This window comes from Cupriavidus sp. L7L, assembly GCF_004353535.1.
Classification (GTDB): Bacteria; Pseudomonadota; Gammaproteobacteria; order Burkholderiales; family Burkholderiaceae; genus Cupriavidus; species Cupriavidus oxalaticus_A.
This window is the reverse complement of record NZ_SMNY01000046.1, coordinates 1-15,122: the sequence shown is the minus strand read 5'-3', so window position 1 is coordinate 15,122 and position 15,122 is coordinate 1. Positions and strand designations below refer to the sequence as shown.

Sequence of the window (15,122 nt, the reverse complement as noted above, 5' to 3'; positions counted from 1 at the left end):
CCTGAAAATTGCCAATTCCGGGCAAAGTCATTACCATTTTGCATGACCCTCGATCTGCGCCAAATCCAGGCCTTCCTTGCTGTCTGCGAGCACCGCAGCCTGGGGCGCGCCGCGGCCCACCTGAACCTGACCCAGCCGGCGCTAAGCCGTACCATCCAGCGGCTGGAAGCCCAACTGGGTGCCCCGCTGTTCGAACGTTATTCCACCGGCATGGTGCTGACCGCCTACGGCGAGGCGCTGCTGCCCCACGCCACCCTGCTGCGCCACGAAGCCGACCACGCCATCGAGGCCGTCCGCGCGCTGCGCGGGCTGGCCAGCGGCACCATCCGTGTCGGCGCCGTCGCCAGCGTGGTCAGCGGCGTGCTGCCGCAGGCCATCGAGGCCGTGCTGGCGCGCTGGCCCAATCTGCGGCTGCGCATCATCGAAGGAGTGGGCGATTTCCTCGCCGATGCGCTGGCCAAGCGCGAGATCGACCTGGCCATCGGCATTGCCCTGCCGGAAAACGACGAGATCTGCGCCGTCAGCGATGTTGGCTGGAGCGATACCAGCTACGTGGTGGCCGCAACCGGCCATCCGCTGATGGGCAAGCGCGGCCTGAAGCTGGCCGATACGCGGGGCTGCCACTGGGTGATGCCGCCGCGCGGCACCGCGCCGTTCGAGGAACTGCTGCGTCTGTTCGCGCGGCATGAACTGGCGCCGCCCGAGATCGTTGCCGAAACGCGCTCGATCATCGCGCTCAAGAGCCTGGTCGCGCGCGCCGGCTTCCTCAGCTGGATTGCCGAGCCGATGTACCAGGCCGAGCAGAAGGCCGGGCTGATCCACACGCTGCCGATACCCGGCGCCAGCGCGCCGCGCCGGCTGACCGTCTACCGGCGCCGGCACGGCATCCTGCCAGCGCCGGCAGTCAGGCTGCTGGAGCAACTGCGTAACCTGACTGCAACGCAAGCCTAGCGCGCCGGACCCGCTTGCCCGGACGAGGCGGCCCGTGATCCGGCGGCCGGCACATCTGCACCCTCCATCACCCACTTGCGGAAAATCTGCAGCGCCGGCAGGTGCTGTTTCTGCTCCGGATAGCACAGGTAATAGCCTTTCTTTGCTAGCACCTGCGCCGGATGCGCGACCACCAGCGCCCCGCTGGCGAGTTCCTGTTCGATCAGGCAGCGCGGGATCAGCGCAATGCCCAGCCCCGACAGCGCGGCCTGCGTCAGCAACGAGAACTGGTCGAAACGCGCGCCGCTCCATGCCTGCCGCGTGGTTACGCCGAGCGTGGCGAACCAGTCGGGCCAGGCCTCGGGCACGGTGGTGTGGTGCAGCAGCGGATAGTGCAGCAAGGCGGCCGGCGTGCGCGCGACGCCGTGCGGTTCCTGTGCCAGCAGGCCCGGCCGGCATACCGGTAGCACTTCGCGTCCGGTCATGTAGTCAGCCAGGCTGCCTGGCCAGACGCCATCGCCGAAGCGGATCGCCGCATCCAGATCCGGCTCGGAAAAATCGTAGCCCTGCGCATGCGGCACGAATTCCAGCGTTACCTCCGGATGCCGCGCAAAGAACTGCGGCAGGCGCGGGATCAGCCACTTCGCGCCCAATGTCGGCATGCTTGCGATATGCAACACGCCGCCGCGGCCCTGGCGCGCCATCAGTTCGACGGTGGCGGCCTCCAGTTCGTTGAGGCTTGGCCCGATGCGCTCCAGGTAGCGCTCTCCCGCCGTGGTCAGCACCAGGCGCTGACGCACGCGCTCGAACAGCTCCACGCCAAGGTAAGCCTCCAGGCTGCGCACCTGCTTGCTGACCGCCCCCTGCGTCACATGCAGTTCGCGTGCGGCGACAGTGAAACTGTTGTGCCGGGCCGCGGCCTCGAAGGCCTGCAACTCGGTCAGCGACGGACACATGCGTCGCATAATTCACCTCTACTTCACGACCAAATGGAATGAGCTAGGGATTTTATTTCGTTTGCGAGGGTCCTGCCTGGACGAGCAGAATCGTGAAAACGCCTTTGTCTCTTTCTCGATACCTTTCCCCACACATCATGCAACGTCGCCACCTCCTCCGCGTCCTGGCCGCCACCTCGGCCGCCCTCGCCACCGGCCTGTCGTTCAGCGCCGCCGCCCAGTCCGGCTACCCGACCAAGCCGATCACGCTGGTCGTGCCCTTCCCCGCCGGCGGCACCACCGATATCGTCGCGCGCATCGTTGCCGACAAGCTCGGCCAGCAACTGGGCCAGGCCGTGGTGGTCGACAACCGCGGCGGCGCCGGCGGCAGCATCGGCACCACCTTCCTGTCGAAGGCGGCGCCCGACGGCTACACGCTGGGCATTGCCACGGCCTCGACCCACGGCATCAACCCTGCGGTCTACCCGCGCCTGTCCTACGATGCAACCAAGGACTTCACCACCATCACCAACCTGGCCTCGGTGCCGAACGTGATGAGCATCAACCCGGCGGTCAAGGCCACCGACATGAAGTCCTTCATCGCGCTGGCGCAATCGCAGCCGAACAAGCTGGCCTATGGCTCGGCCGGCAACGGCAGCGTCTCGCACATGATGGGGGAACTGTTCAAGATGAGCAGCAAGACCGAACTGCTGCACGTGCCGTACAAGGGCGTGGGCCCGGCGCTGAACGACGCGCTGGCCGGCCAGGTGCAGGTGCTGTTCGACAACCTGCCGTCGTCGCTGCCGTTCATCGAAGGCGGCAAGCTGCGCGCGCTGGCCGTGGCCGCGCCCAAGCGCGTGGCGGCGCTGCCGAACGTGCCGACCTTCGCCGAGCTGGGCCTGGGCGAGGTCAACGACGCCGCGTGGTTCGGCCTGATCGCGCCGGCCAACCTGCCGGCCGACATCCAGAACAAGCTGCATGCCGCCGCCGTCAAGGTGCTGGCAACGCCGGAAGTCAAGGCCAAGCTGGAAAAACTGGGCGCGACCCCGGTGGGCGACACCCCGGCTCACTTCGCCGCGCAGATCAGGAGCGAAGTGGCCAAGAACAAGCGCGTGGCCGCGGCTGCCAAGATCTCGCTCGACTGACCACTGGCGCAGCACCATGACCGATACCGACCGAACCACCGCGGATAGTCCGTACTTCCTGTACCAGCCGGAGGGGGAGCCCGCCCCGCTGTTCCTGGATTCGCCGCACAGCGCGACCACCTACCCGACGGACTTCCGCCCCGATCCCGCCCTGCCGCTGCAGCTGCTGCGGCAGGCCGAGGACACCTTCGTCGATGAGCTCTACGCCGGCGCGCCGGCGCGCGGCATCCCGCTCTTGTGCGCGGGCTTCCCGCGCAGCTACCTCGACGCCAACCGCGCGCTGGAGGAAATCGACGAAGCCCTGCTCGACGCCCCCTGGCCCGGCGCGAAGCAGGAAACCTCCAAGACCCGGCTTGGCAAGGGCCTGGTCTGGCGCGTGCTCGACAGCGGCGAGGCGATCTACGACCGCAAGCTCGGCGTCGAAGAAGTGCAGTCCCGCATCAACCGCTGCTACCTGCCCTACTACGCGCAGCTGCAGAAACTGGCCGATCACGCCGTCACCAGCCACGGCAGCGCCTGGCACATCAACTGCCATTCGATGCCGAGCCACGCCGCGCCATACGCGACCGAGTTCCCCGGCCTGGAGCATCCCGACTTTGTCGTCGGCGACCGTGACGGCACCACCTGCGACAAGCGCTTCACCGACCGCATCGAAGGCGTGCTCAAGGACATGGGCTACGAGGTCTGGCGCAACCACCCATACAAGGGCGTGGAAATCGTGCGCGTGGTCGGCCAGCCGCAGGCCGGTCGCCACAGCCTGCAGCTCGAGGTCAACCGCAAGCTGTACATGGACGAGGTGGGCCTGACCCACACCGCCGGCTTCGCCAAGCTGCGCCATGACCTGAACGCACTGCTCGACGATTTGCTGCGCTTTACGCGCGCGATGCCCTCGCGCGTGGCCTGAGGCGTTTGCCAACGCACCACGGCCGGGCCGCGCGGGATCACCGCGGACCGGCTGTGCGGGTTCCCCGCAGTTGTGCAGCGTGGGAAATATCTGCTAGAAAGCAGGCCCCTTCCTGCGCGTCGTCATTGCGTTAGAAGAATAGGTAACAAGATTTAGGAACTTTGCCGGATAGGTTTCCTCTATCATGGCATTCCTTTGCGAAGCTACCCGGCCTGCCGGCCCCTGCGCCGGCAAGCCAATCCCAGAACGCGAACACCGCAAACACTGTGATCCGACGAATTTCCGAACTGCTCGGCAGCCGGCTCCGCATGGTGGCTGCCGCGGTGGCCGGTGCGATCGGGCTGGCGGGCTGCGCCAACATGCCGGCCGACGAGGCCGCCGCGCAGACCCCTGCCGCCGCCCCGACGGCCGCTCCTGCCCGGGCCGCCCCCGCTCCTGCCGCTTCCTCCACCCCGCCCACCAAGACCATCACCCTGCCCGATCGCGGCCGTGTCAGCCTGTCCGAGTACCGCGCACGCATGCGCGAGCAGCTGATGAAGACCGAGAACGCCAGCAGCGACGTGGCCGACTGCGCCGCGCACGCCAGTTGGGTAGTGCCGCGCTCGGCCAGCTACGATGCCCTGAAGATCCCCACCGGCGCGCTCGCCGCCGGGCAGGCCACGACCGAGCCCTGGAGCGGACGCTTCTCGCCCGGCAAGCAGGCCGTGCCGGTCAGTACCGTGGTGACGTTCAACGCCACCGCGCACAAGCGCCGCGGCGACGACTGGCAGCCCGTGCGCGTGCGCTGCGGCTACGACGACGGCATGATGCTGGCGTACGAACTGCAGGACCCCGGCGGCGCCACCATCAGCGAACCCGCTGCCGCGCCTGCGGTGCCCACGTCGAGCCAGGCCACGTCGTCCGGCAAGAGCCGCAAGGGCAAGGGCAAGAGCACGGCGTCGTCGAAGTCGGGCAAGTCTTCGGCGGCCAAGTCGACCAAGTCGGCTTCGTCGAAAGCGGCGTCAGGGTCGGCGAAGACGAGCAGCACGGCCAAGAAGAAGCAGTAAGCTCGCTGGTTGTCTCCCCTCTCCCGCCCCTCTCCCATCAGTCCCATCAGGGAGAGGGGAGCAAACCCTCAGCGTGCGAGAGAGACACCGCCTCAGCCCAGGTAATCCAGGATCGCCTGCAGCATCGCCGTACCCAGCAGCGCGCTGCGCGCGCCGTTCCAGCCCACCGCCGGATCGGGCAAGTCGGCGTTGTCCTTGAACGGCATTTCCAGCGTCAGCGCCAGGCAGCCGAAGGTATGGCCGATGTACTTGGACGCGAGCTTGAGCGCGTCGGCGTTGTACTTGCTGGCGGCATAGCCGTGCACGTCCTGGAAGTCCGGCGAAGCACGCTTGAAGGCTTCGATGAAGCGCTGCTGCTCGCGCCGGCGCGCTTCGGTAAAGCCGGGCAGCATCTCGCTGCCGGCGACGAAGTTGTACGGCAGGCCCTCGTCGCCGTGGATATCGAAGAACATGTCGCACCCCGTGGCCTCGATGGCGCGGCGCACGTGGTAGACCTCCGGGCTGGTATCCGCGCTGGGCGACATCCATTCGCGGTTCAGGTTGGCGCCGGCGGCGTTGGTGCGCAGGTTGCCGCGCGCCGAGCCATCCGGGTTCATGTTCGGCACGATATGGAACACGGCGCGCTCGAGCAGCCTGCGCGCGACCGGATCGCCGGCCCAGATGCCGGTGCCGGTCAGCCGCTGCAGCACGCCTTCGACAAACCATTCGGCCATGCTCTCGCCCGGATGCTGGCGCGCGATCATCCAGATGGTCTTCTTGCCGGGGCCGGGCTGGCCCAGCGTGGCGCGGGTCATGTCGCGCCCGTCGACGGTGCTGCCCAGGTGCGACAGCTGCGCCAGCGGCGAGCGCTGGCAGCTCGCCAGCAGCGACAGGTGGCGCTCGTCGGGATAGGGCTCGAAATACGCGAACCAGACGCTGTCGTGCTCCGGCGTGAACTCCACCGTCATCACCTTGCCGTCGAAGCTGGTCGGCACGCGGAACCAGAGCGCGCGGTCATACGAGGCCACCGCGCGGTAGTCGCGCCAGCCATCCGGATAAGTGCAATCGCCCGCGTTGAGGAAGTGCATCCGGCACGCCTGCCCCGCCGCGCCCTGCAGGCGGAAATGGAACCACTGCCGGAAGTCGGCGTGCGAATCGGCGCGGATGCGCAGGCGGATATCGTCGGCACGGTCGAGCGCCTCGACCTCGATGGCACCCGAATCGAAATGCGAGGAAATATGCAGGGCGGAAGGCATGGCTGGCGGTCTCGTTTCGTTAGGGTTCGGTCTTCCGGGGTTCAGTCTTCCAGGCGGCGGCGGAACACCCAGCGGCCGGCGTCGGAAGCGGAGGCGTCGAAGGCATAGCCGTCCCCGGCGAAGCGCTTGAGCTTTTCCGGCTCGGTGATGCGGTGCGTGACCGCGTAGCGCGCCATCGTGCCGCGCGCGCGCTTGGCGTGGAACGAGATGATCTTGTAGCGCCCGCCCTTCCAGTCCTCGAACACCGGCGTGACGATGCGTGCCTGCAGCACCTTGGGCCGCACCACCTTGAAATACTCTTCCGAGGCCAGGTTGACCAGCACTGGCGAGCCTTCCTGCTTCAGCGCAGCCATGTCGCCGTTGATCGTCTGCGTGACCTCGTCGCCCCAGAATGCATACAGGTCCTTGCCGGCTGCGTTGTCGAGGCGCGTCCCCATTTCCAGCCGGTAGGGCTGCATCCAGTCCAGCGGACGCAGCACGCCGTACAGGCCGGACAGGATGCGCAGGTGCTTCTGCGCGAAGCCGAGGTCCTCGGCGCTCAGCGTCTTCGCGTCGAGACCGTCGTAGACGTCGCCGTTGAAGGCCAGCACCGCCTGCTTGCTGTTGGCGGCGGTGAACTCGGGCGACCACTCGGCATAGCGCGTGACGTTGAGCACGGCAAGCTTGTCGGAGATGTCCATCAGCGTGCCCACGTCCTGCGGCGCGAGCTTGCGCAGGCGCTCGATCAGCGTGGCGGAACGGTCGATGAAACGCGGCAGCGTATGGGTCTTGATGCGCGGGGGTGTCTCGTAGTCCAGGGACTTGGCGGGAGACAAAACGATGAGCATGGCAAAATCGCGGCTATAGCCAAGGACAAACCAGCCAAGATTGTAGCGAATGCGCCTCGACAGTACCGGAACCGACCATCCCGCCAGCCCCGCCGGCATCACATCCGCGCCAGCGGGCGCACCCTGCGTGGTGCTCGACTCCAATATCTGGGTCGACCTGCTGGTATTTCGCGACCCGCATGTCGAGCCGATCCGGCACGCGCTCGAAGCCGGCGCCATCGCCCCGGTGATCCGCGCCGATTGCCGTGAAGAACTGCGCCGGGTGCTGGCTTATCCGCAATTTGCCCGCTTCGAGGTGGATATCGACGCCGCGCTGGCCACCGTCGACCGCCTGGCCCGCCTCGAACCGCTGCCGCCGCAGGACGAGGCCGACGCCATCAGGCTGCCCCGCTGCAAGGACACCGACGACCAGAAGTTTGTCGAACTGGCCCACTTTGCCGGCGCGGCGTGCCTGGTGTCGAAGGACAAGGCGGTGCTCAAGCTGCGCAGCCGGCTGCGCCGCTCCAGCGGCGTCGAGGTGCTGACGCCGCCGGGCTTCGGCGCCTGGCTGGCCGCGCGGGTCGACACCGCCGCCAGCACCGCCGACATCACAGCCAACACCACGGCCGATCCGCTTTAGAATTGCCGGATCGCGCGCGCGGCCGGTCCGGCACGCGCGCCCTCCCCTTACCGCATCGATACGCCCGCAACATGTCCGCAGACACCACGCTCGCCCCGCTGACCCCGCCACCCTCGCGCCTGCCCGGCGTCGGCACCACCATCTTTACCGTGATGTCGGCCCTGGCCATCGAGAAGAACGCCGTCAACCTGGGCCAGGGTTTCCCGGATTTCGATTGCGACCCGAAGATCGTCGATGCCGTCGCAGGGGCCATGCGCGCCGGTCATAACCAGTACCCGCCGATGGCGGGCGTGCCGCGCCTGCGCCAGGCCATCGCCGACAAGATCGCCGCGCTGTACGGCCACCAGTACAGCTGGGAGTCGGAAATCACCGTCACCGCCGGCGCCACGCAGGGCATCCTGACCGCGATCCTGTGCGCCGTGCACCCGGGCGACGAAGTGATCGTGCTCGAGCCCTGCTACGACAGCTACCTGCCCGCGATCGAACTGGCCGGCGCCACCGCCGTGCCGGTCACGCTGGAGGCGCCCGAGTTCCGCGTGCCCTTCGACAAGCTCGCCGCCGCGATCACGGCGCGCACGCGCATGATCCTCATCAACACGCCGCACAACCCCACCGGCACGATCTGGCGCGCGGGCGACATGGACGAGCTGGCGCAGATCCTGGCCGGCACCGACATCCTGCTGCTCTCCGACGAGGTCTACGAGCACATGGTCTACGACGGCCAGCGGCATGAATCGGTCTCGCGCCATGCCGAACTGGCGCGGCGCAGCTTCGTGATCTCGAGCTTTGGCAAGACTTATCACGTGACCGGCTGGAAGATCGGCTACGTGGCCGCACCGGCCGCGCTGATGGCCGAGTTCCGCAAGGTGCACCAGTTCAACGTGTTCACCGTCAATACGCCGGTGCAGCACGGGCTGGCCGACTACATGGCCGATCCGGCGCCGTACCTGCAGCTGTCGGCCTTCTACCAGGCCAAGCGCGATTTCTTCCGCGCGGGGCTGGCCAGCTCGCGCTTCAAGCTGCTGCCGTCGGATGGCACCTACTTCCAGTGCGTCGATTATTCGGCCATTTCCGACCTGAGCGAGGCGGACTTCGCCATGTGGCTGACGCGCGAGATCGGCGTGGCGGCGATTCCGGTATCGGCGTTCTATACGCAGCCGCGCGAGTCGGGCGTGGTGCGATTCTGTTTTGCCAAGAAGGAAGAGACGCTGGCGCTGGCGCTGGAACGGCTCGCCAGGCTCTGAGCAGGCCGCGGACCCTGCCCCCAAAACAAAAACGCCCACGATGTCATCGCGGGCGTTTTGCTTTGTCGCGAGGATGCGCCGACGCTTACTTGCTCCGGCTCATCATCAGTTCCGTATTCGCCTTCCGGTCCGCATTGACCTTCTGCACCGACTCGCGCTGCGACAGCGTCTTCAGGTAATCCTTGACCGGCAGGTCAGCCAGCATGTCCGTGCCATAGATGATCTTGGTGCACGACGACACCAGCGGCAGGTGCACCGCCGCCGCGCAATCGGCCAGCGTGAAGCTCTCGCCCGCGATATACGGCGAGAATTTCGCCAGCCTGGCAAACGCCGGGATATAGCGCGTCAGCAGCTTGTGCTGGCGCTCCTTGACGTTGTCGCTGACCTTGCCGCCGAAGAACGCTTCCGGATACAGCTCGCGCGCCGTCAGCTCCAGGTACAGCTCCAGGAAGGTGACGATCTCGCGCACCTTGCCGGCCTGCAGCGGATCTTTCGGCAGCAGCGGCGTCTGCGGGAAAGCCGCCTCCAGGTATTCGACGATGACTTCCGACTCGCACAGCGAGCCGGATTCGGTGATCATGTAGGGCACCTTGCCTGCGGGCGAAGCGGCCGGGTCGGTCTCGCCGATCCAGGCGAGCACCTCTTCGAACGGCACGTTCTTTTCCAGCAGCGCCAGCTTCACTTTGTTGTAGTAGTTGCTGGCGGCAAAACCGCAGAGCTTCAGCATGTCGTCTCTCTCCGTTGTTGGAATGATCGCCCGCGCGAGCACGGGTCTGAGGGGGATTGTGGACCATCCGTAGCCTGCCGTGTCCGGCCTGGCCGATCAGCGCACGCCGCCTGCCCTTCCGGTCTGTTCGGAAAGATGCAAAAAACGTACGATCGTGCTAATTTAACCACAACTTTTGGGACGAATGATGAGCACTTTCACCATCGACACGCTGGGTGTCGTCGGCACCGGCGCCATGGGACGCGGCATTGCGCAGATCGCCGCCCAGGCTGGCCTGACCGTGAACCTGTACGACGCCAACCCGCAAGCTGTGGCCGCCGCCCGCCAGTACCTGCAGGACACGCTGGCCAAGCTCGCCGACAAGGGCAAGATCAGCGCCGCCGACGCCCAGGCCACGCTGGCCCGCGTCAAGCCCTGCGGCGCGCTGGAAGACCTGGCCGGCTGCGACATGGTGCTGGAAGCCATTGTCGAGAAGCTCGAAGTCAAGCGCGACCTGATCGCCAAGCTGGAAGCGATCCTGCGCGAGGACGCCATCATCGCCTCTAACACCTCGTCGCTGTCGATCACCGCGATTGCCGTCGGCGCGAAGCACCCGGGCCGCGTCGCCGGCTACCACTTCTTCAACCCGGTGCCGCTGATGAAGGTGGTCGAAGTCATCGACGGCCTGTCGGGCGACCCCGCGGTGGGCGACGCGCTGATGGCGCTGTCGCGCCGCATGGGCCATACGCCGGTGCGCTGCAAGGACATGCCGGGCTTCATCGTCAACCATGCCGGCCGCGGCATGAACATCGAAGGCCTGAAGGTCGCGCAGGAAGGCGTGGCCGAGTTTGCCGACATCGACAACATCATGCGCGAGCAGGCCGGCTTCCGCATGGGCCCCTTCGAGCTGATGGACCTGACCGGGCTGGACGTGTCGCACCCGGTGATGGAGTCGATCTACAACCAGTTCTACCAGGAGCCGCGCTACCGTCCGTCGCCGATCACCGCGATCCGCGCGGTCGGCGGGCTGATCGGCCGCAAGGCCGGCGCCGGCTTCTACCGCTACGCCGATGGCCAGAAGCAGGTGCCGGCGGCCGCCGCTGTGCCGGGCGCGCGCCCGTCGAGCGTGTGGGTCAGCCATGACAGCGAGCGCGGCCACGCCATGGTGACCAAGCTGCTGGGCGCGCTGGGCGTGACCCCGGAAGGCGGCAACAAGCCGTCGGCCGACGCGCTGATCATCGTCACGCCGCTGGGCCTGGATGCCACCACCAGCGCGCTGCAGCAGGGCCTGGACCCGGCCCGCACCGTCGCCATCGACACGCTGCTGCCGTTCGAGGCCACCAGGCGCCGCACGCTGATGACCACGCCCGCCACCAGCGCCGCCGCGCGTGACGCCGCGCATGGCCTTTTTGGCAGCGACGGCGTGCCGGTCACGCTGATCCGCGATTCTGCCGGCTTTGTTGCCCAGCGCGTGCTCTGCTGCATCATCAATATCGCCAGCGATATCGCGCAGCAGCGCATCGCCACGCCGGCGGACATCGACCTTGCCGTGAACCTCGGCCTCGGCTACCCGAAGGGCCCGCTGGCCCTGGGCGACGCGGTCGGCCCGCAACTGGTGCTGGAGACTCTGCGCAACATGGAAGCGCTGACCGGCGACATGCGTTACCGCCCGAGCCCGTGGCTGTGGCGCCGTGCCGGCCTCGGCCTGTCGCTGCTGGCCGAAGAGCAGTAAGCCCGTTCCTTATCGTTTTAAGAGCCCGGTTTTCCAGAGTCCGCCCCCATGCCCGCACAACTGCTATCCGAACGCGTCGACTCGACGCTGGTCCTGACCATCTCGAACCCGGAGGCGCGCAACGCGCTGCACCCGGACATTTATGCGGGCTCCAAGGCGGCGCTGGACGCGGCCGCCGCCGACGATACGATCCGCGCGGTGATCTTCACCGGCGCCGACGGCATGTTCTGCGCCGGCGGCAACCTGAACCGGCTGCTGGGCAACCGCAGCCAGCCGCCCGAGGTGCAGGCCGCCAGCATCGAGGTGCTGAACGGCTTTATCCGCTCGCTGCACGCCTTTCCCAAGCCGATCATCGCGGCGGTGGAAGGCGCGGCCGCGGGCGCGGGCCTGTCGCTGGTGCTGGCGTGCGACTTCGTGGTCGCGGCCAGCGACGCCAAGTTCGTGATGGCCTACGTCTCGGTCGGCCTCACGCCCGACGGCGGCGGCTCGTACGAACTGGCGCGCGCCCTGCCGCGCCAGCTCGCCAGCGAGATGATGATGGAAGGCAAGCCCGTCAGCGGCGAGCGGCTGGCCCAGTTCGGTCTCGTCAACCGCGTCACGCCGCCGGGCGAGGCGCTGGCCGAGTCGCTGCGCCTTGCCGCAGGGCTGGCCAGGCAATCGCCACATGCGGTCGGCCGCATCAAGGGCCTGATCAACTATGCGGCCACGGCTTCGCTCGACGAACACTTGCTGGCCGAGCGCGACAACTTTGTAGCCGCGCTGCATCACCCGGATGGCGGCGAAGGCATCAGCGCCTTCCTTGAAAAGCGCAAGCCGCAGTACCGCTGACGGACCCGGACGGGCGGCTGCCCGTCTTCATGGCAATCCCGCGGCAGACGGGCAGGCCAGCTACAACACAAGGAGACAACGCATGGAATTGCCGCCGTCCTCGCGTCGCCGCATCTACCTGATGCGGCACGGTGCCGTCTCGTATTTCGATGAAGCCGGGCGCCCTGCCCTGCCGGAGATGGTGCCGCTCAACGAAACCGGCCGCATGCAGGCCACGGCCGCCGGACGCGCCTTTGCCGCGGAGCACATCCGCTTCGACCGCGTCATCGTCAGCGGCCTGCCGCGCACCGTGGAGACTGCCGAGCGCGTGCTGGCCGAACTGCCCGACATGGACGGCGTGGTGCCCGAAGTCTGGCCCGAATTCCAAGAGATCCGCGGCGGCGATCTGTCCGCGATCGCCGACGCCGACCTGCGCGACGCCTTCGTCGGCGCCTTCGAAGGCGAGGTGCCGGAAGACAAGCGCTTCCTCAACGGCGAGACCATCGGCGCCTTTCTCGACCGCGTGCTGCCCGGGCTGGATCGCCTGCGCGAAGACCCGGAATGGGATACCGTGCTGATGGTGCTGCACGGCGGCACCAACCGCGCCATCCTGTCGCAGGCCATCACCTGCGGGCGGCGCGTGCTGTTCGGCTCGCTGCTGCAGACGGCGGGCTGTATCAATGTGCTCGACATGGGCGACGGCCCGCTCGACTGGGTGGTCCGCATGACCAACTACTCGCCGCCCACGCCCGTCCACAGCGGCTCGCGCCACACCACCATGGAAGTGCTGCTGCACCAGTATTTGCGCGGACGCCAGCCGGCCGCCTGAGTCACCCCAGCCATCCAACCGAACCCGAACAGAAAACCAACGGAGACAGCATGACGAGCAACGTATCGCACTTCGAGGGCACGCGCCCGGTGGCAGACCAGCAACGCTTCGACACCGGCGCGCTGGAAGCCTGGATGCGCCAGCACGTGGAGGGCTTTGCCGGCCCGCTGACCGTCGAGCAATTCAAGGGCGGACAGTCCAACCCGACCTTCAAGCTGGTCACGCCGGGCCAGACCTATGTGATGCGCGCCAAGCCCGGCCCCAAGAGCAAGCTGCTGCCGTCGGCGCATGCCATCGAGCGCGAATACCGCGTGATGGCCGCCCTCGCCGGCACCGACGTGCCGGTGGCGCGCATGTACGCGCTGTGCGAAGACGAATCGGTAATTGGCCGGGCCTTCTACATCATGGAATTCGTCGCCGGCCGGGTGCTGTGGGACCAGTCGTTGCCCGGCATGGACAATGCCGAGCGCAGTGCCATCTATGACGAGATGAATCGCGTCATCGCCGCGCTGCATACCGTCGACTACAACGCCATCGGGCTGGGGGACTACGGCAAGCCCGGCAACTACTTCCAGCGCCAGATCGAGCGCTGGACCAAGCAATACAAGCTGTCGGAGACCGAGTCGATCCCGGCCATGGATGCGCTGATGGACTGGCTGCCGCAGCATATTCCCCAGGAAGACGCGGACCTGACGTCGATCGTGCATGGCGACTACCGGCTCGACAACCTGATGTTCCACCCCACCGAGCCGCGCGTGCTGGCGGTGCTGGATTGGGAACTGTCCACGCTGGGGCATCCGATGGCGGATTTCAGCTACCACTGCATGAGCTGGCATATCGCACCGGGGCAGTTCCGCGGGATTGCGGGGCTGGACTATGCGGGGCTGGGGATTCCTGACGAGGCGACGTATCGCCGCATGTACGAGCAGCGCACCGGGCGTGCGATCACTGGTGACTGGAATTTCTATCTTGCCTTCAGCATGTTCCGTATTGCCGGGATTCTGCAGGGGATCATGAAGCGCGTGGTGGATGGAACGGCTTCGTCGGCGCAGGCTACGGATGCGGGTAAGCGGGCGCGGCCGATGGCGGAGATGGGGTGGGAGTATGCGAGGAAGGCTGGGGGGTAAGGAAATAGTTATGCTCGGGCATCTTGGTCGCTAGCCGTTGAACCGCTGTTGTCGCTGATGGTGACATGTTATCGGCCGTTGCTGCGTCGCTGTCGCTGTTGGTGACATGCTGTCGGCCGTTGCTGCGTCGCTGTCGCTGTTGGTGACATGCTGTCGGCCGTTGATGCGTCGCTGTCGCTGATGGTGACATGCTATCGGCTGTTTAGGCGTCCGCTGTCGTTGCTTGTGACATGCTGTCGGCCGTTGAGCCGCCTGGTTCCGCCCTGCTGGGCGGGTCACTTTTTGGCCGAGCGCCAAAAAGTAACCAAAAAGCGCGTCGCCTGCGGCTGGCTGAGCCAATTTGGCGCTTCTGGTTATATGGGCGATTTTGGTCTCAGTGAGGCGTGGTCGCAATTCCAGCCTGCTACGCCAGGTGAGTGAGTGTGGGTGCCTGACGAATCCCGACTTTTGAACCATCCCCAGGACGGGTGTAGGCCGCCTGCTACCTGCGGTATCGCATCATCGCCTACGGCTGCGCTGCGCGCGGCTCAGTCTCGCGGGTGAGGTGTCCTGGCCCGAACCCGCATCGCTGCGCTCGCTGGGCGGCGACGGTAGCCAGAGCGAGACCTGCCGCCCTTCCACCTTGGGCCCGCGCGTAGCGCAGCCGAAGGCGTCCCACCGATACGGCATGCAGCAGGCGGCCTACGCCCTGCATGGGGATCGTTCAATAGTCGATTAACGCCAGGCACTATCCCTAACTCACCTGGCGTTAGCAGGCTCGAACGGCGACGAAGCCCAAACGGAAATCACCACCGCCTGAACCACCCACGCCGCCAACTTGATAGCCAGCCGCTCAGGCGACGCGTTTTTTGGTTACTTTTTGGCGCTCGGCCAAAAAGTAACCCGCCCAGGAGGGCGGAACCAGGCGGTTCAACGGCCGACAGCATGTCACAAACAGCGACCACGATAGCACGCTGAAAACCGCCCCCCTTAATCCCCCACCGCCACCCCCTCCCTCCGCGGATCCGCCCCACCCGCCCAAACGACCTTCCCATCT

15 protein-coding genes are annotated in these 15,122 nt (G+C 66.8%); 11 read left to right on the top strand and 4 right to left on the bottom strand.

From position 1 onward, the window contains the following. Positions 1-42 precede the first annotated feature (42 nt). Complete coding sequence (locus E1J61_RS30830) at positions 43-951, top strand: LysR family transcriptional regulator (protein ID WP_243737055.1); 909 nt, start codon at positions 43-45, stop codon at positions 949-951. On the opposite strand, the gene E1J61_RS30825 is transcribed toward E1J61_RS30830, so the two are convergent. Next, on the bottom strand, positions 948-1,895 hold the full coding sequence (locus E1J61_RS30825) for a LysR family transcriptional regulator (protein WP_133097668.1): 948 nt from the start codon (positions 1,893-1,895) through the stop codon (positions 948-950). The two genes, E1J61_RS30830 and E1J61_RS30825, sit on opposite strands and share 4 nt — an antisense overlap. Positions 1,896-2,023: 128 nt before the next feature. On the opposite strand from E1J61_RS30825, the gene E1J61_RS30820 reads away from it, so the two are divergent. The 3 genes from E1J61_RS30820 (at position 2,024) to E1J61_RS30810 (ending at position 4,960) form a co-directional block, all read left to right on the top strand. Further along, complete coding sequence (locus tag E1J61_RS30820) at positions 2,024-3,010, top strand: tripartite tricarboxylate transporter substrate binding protein (RefSeq protein ID WP_133097667.1); 987 nt, start codon at positions 2,024-2,026, stop codon at positions 3,008-3,010. 16 nt (positions 3,011-3,026) lie between these two features. Then, complete coding sequence (locus tag E1J61_RS30815; RefSeq protein WP_133097666.1) at positions 3,027-3,914, top strand: N-formylglutamate amidohydrolase; 888 nt, start codon at positions 3,027-3,029, stop codon at positions 3,912-3,914. A 266-nt stretch (positions 3,915-4,180) separates the two neighbouring features. Continuing rightward, positions 4,181-4,960: a BspC domain-containing protein gene (locus tag E1J61_RS30810; protein ID WP_371704887.1), complete on the top strand. Its 780-nt coding sequence runs from the start codon at positions 4,181-4,183 to the stop codon at positions 4,958-4,960. A 92-nt stretch (positions 4,961-5,052) separates the two neighbouring features. On the opposite strand, the gene E1J61_RS30805 is transcribed toward E1J61_RS30810, so the two are convergent. Continuing rightward, positions 5,053-6,195, bottom strand: a complete 1,143-nt coding sequence (locus E1J61_RS30805) for a M14-type cytosolic carboxypeptidase (RefSeq protein WP_133097665.1) — start codon at positions 6,193-6,195, stop codon at positions 5,053-5,055. A 41-nt stretch (positions 6,196-6,236) separates the two neighbouring features. Further along, positions 6,237-7,022, bottom strand: a complete 786-nt coding sequence (yaaA, locus tag E1J61_RS30800; protein ID WP_133097664.1) for a peroxide stress protein YaaA — start codon at positions 7,020-7,022, stop codon at positions 6,237-6,239. Positions 7,023-7,071: 49 nt separating this feature from the next. Here yaaA and E1J61_RS30795 point away from each other — a divergent pair, with 49 nt between their 5' ends. Continuing rightward, a complete protein-coding gene (locus tag E1J61_RS30795; protein ID WP_133097663.1) occupies positions 7,072-7,641 on the top strand; it encodes a putative toxin-antitoxin system toxin component, PIN family in 570 nt (189 codons plus the stop codon). 71 nt (positions 7,642-7,712) lie between these two features. After that, entirely contained in the window at positions 7,713-8,885 is a 1,173-nt protein-coding gene (locus E1J61_RS30790; protein WP_133097662.1) for a pyridoxal phosphate-dependent aminotransferase, read from the top strand. A gap of 85 nt (positions 8,886-8,970) precedes the next feature. Here the strand turns inward: E1J61_RS30790 and E1J61_RS30785 are convergent, their stop codons facing one another. Continuing rightward, positions 8,971-9,612 carry a glutathione S-transferase gene (locus E1J61_RS30785; RefSeq protein ID WP_133097661.1) on the bottom strand — a complete coding sequence of 214 codons (642 nt, stop codon included), beginning with the start codon at positions 9,610-9,612 and terminating at the stop codon, positions 8,971-8,973. Positions 9,613-9,799: 187 nt separating this feature from the next. Here E1J61_RS30785 and E1J61_RS30780 point away from each other — a divergent pair, with 187 nt between their 5' ends. The 5 genes from E1J61_RS30780 to E1J61_RS30760 all read left to right on the top strand — a co-directional run bounded on the left by E1J61_RS30780 (position 9,800) and on the right by E1J61_RS30760 (position 14,506). Next, a complete protein-coding gene (locus E1J61_RS30780) occupies positions 9,800-11,323 on the top strand; it encodes a 3-hydroxyacyl-CoA dehydrogenase (protein ID WP_133097689.1) in 1,524 nt (507 codons plus the stop codon). 48 nt (positions 11,324-11,371) lie between these two features. Next, positions 11,372-12,151 (top strand): oxepin-CoA hydrolase, alternative type, encoded by a 780-nt coding sequence (locus E1J61_RS30775; RefSeq protein ID WP_133097660.1) that lies wholly within the window; start codon positions 11,372-11,374, stop codon positions 12,149-12,151. Positions 12,152-12,233: 82 nt separating this feature from the next. Next, a complete protein-coding gene (locus E1J61_RS30770) occupies positions 12,234-12,959 on the top strand; it encodes a histidine phosphatase family protein (RefSeq protein ID WP_133097659.1) in 726 nt (241 codons plus the stop codon). Between the two features lie 50 nt (positions 12,960-13,009). Then, positions 13,010-14,086 carry a phosphotransferase gene (locus tag E1J61_RS30765; RefSeq protein WP_133097658.1) on the top strand — a complete coding sequence of 359 codons (1,077 nt, stop codon included), beginning with the start codon at positions 13,010-13,012 and terminating at the stop codon, positions 14,084-14,086. Positions 14,087-14,233: 147 nt separating this feature from the next. Then, positions 14,234-14,506, top strand: coding sequence for a hypothetical protein (locus E1J61_RS30760; RefSeq protein WP_133097657.1), 273 nt, complete (start codon positions 14,234-14,236; stop codon positions 14,504-14,506). Positions 14,507-15,122 lie beyond the last annotated feature (616 nt).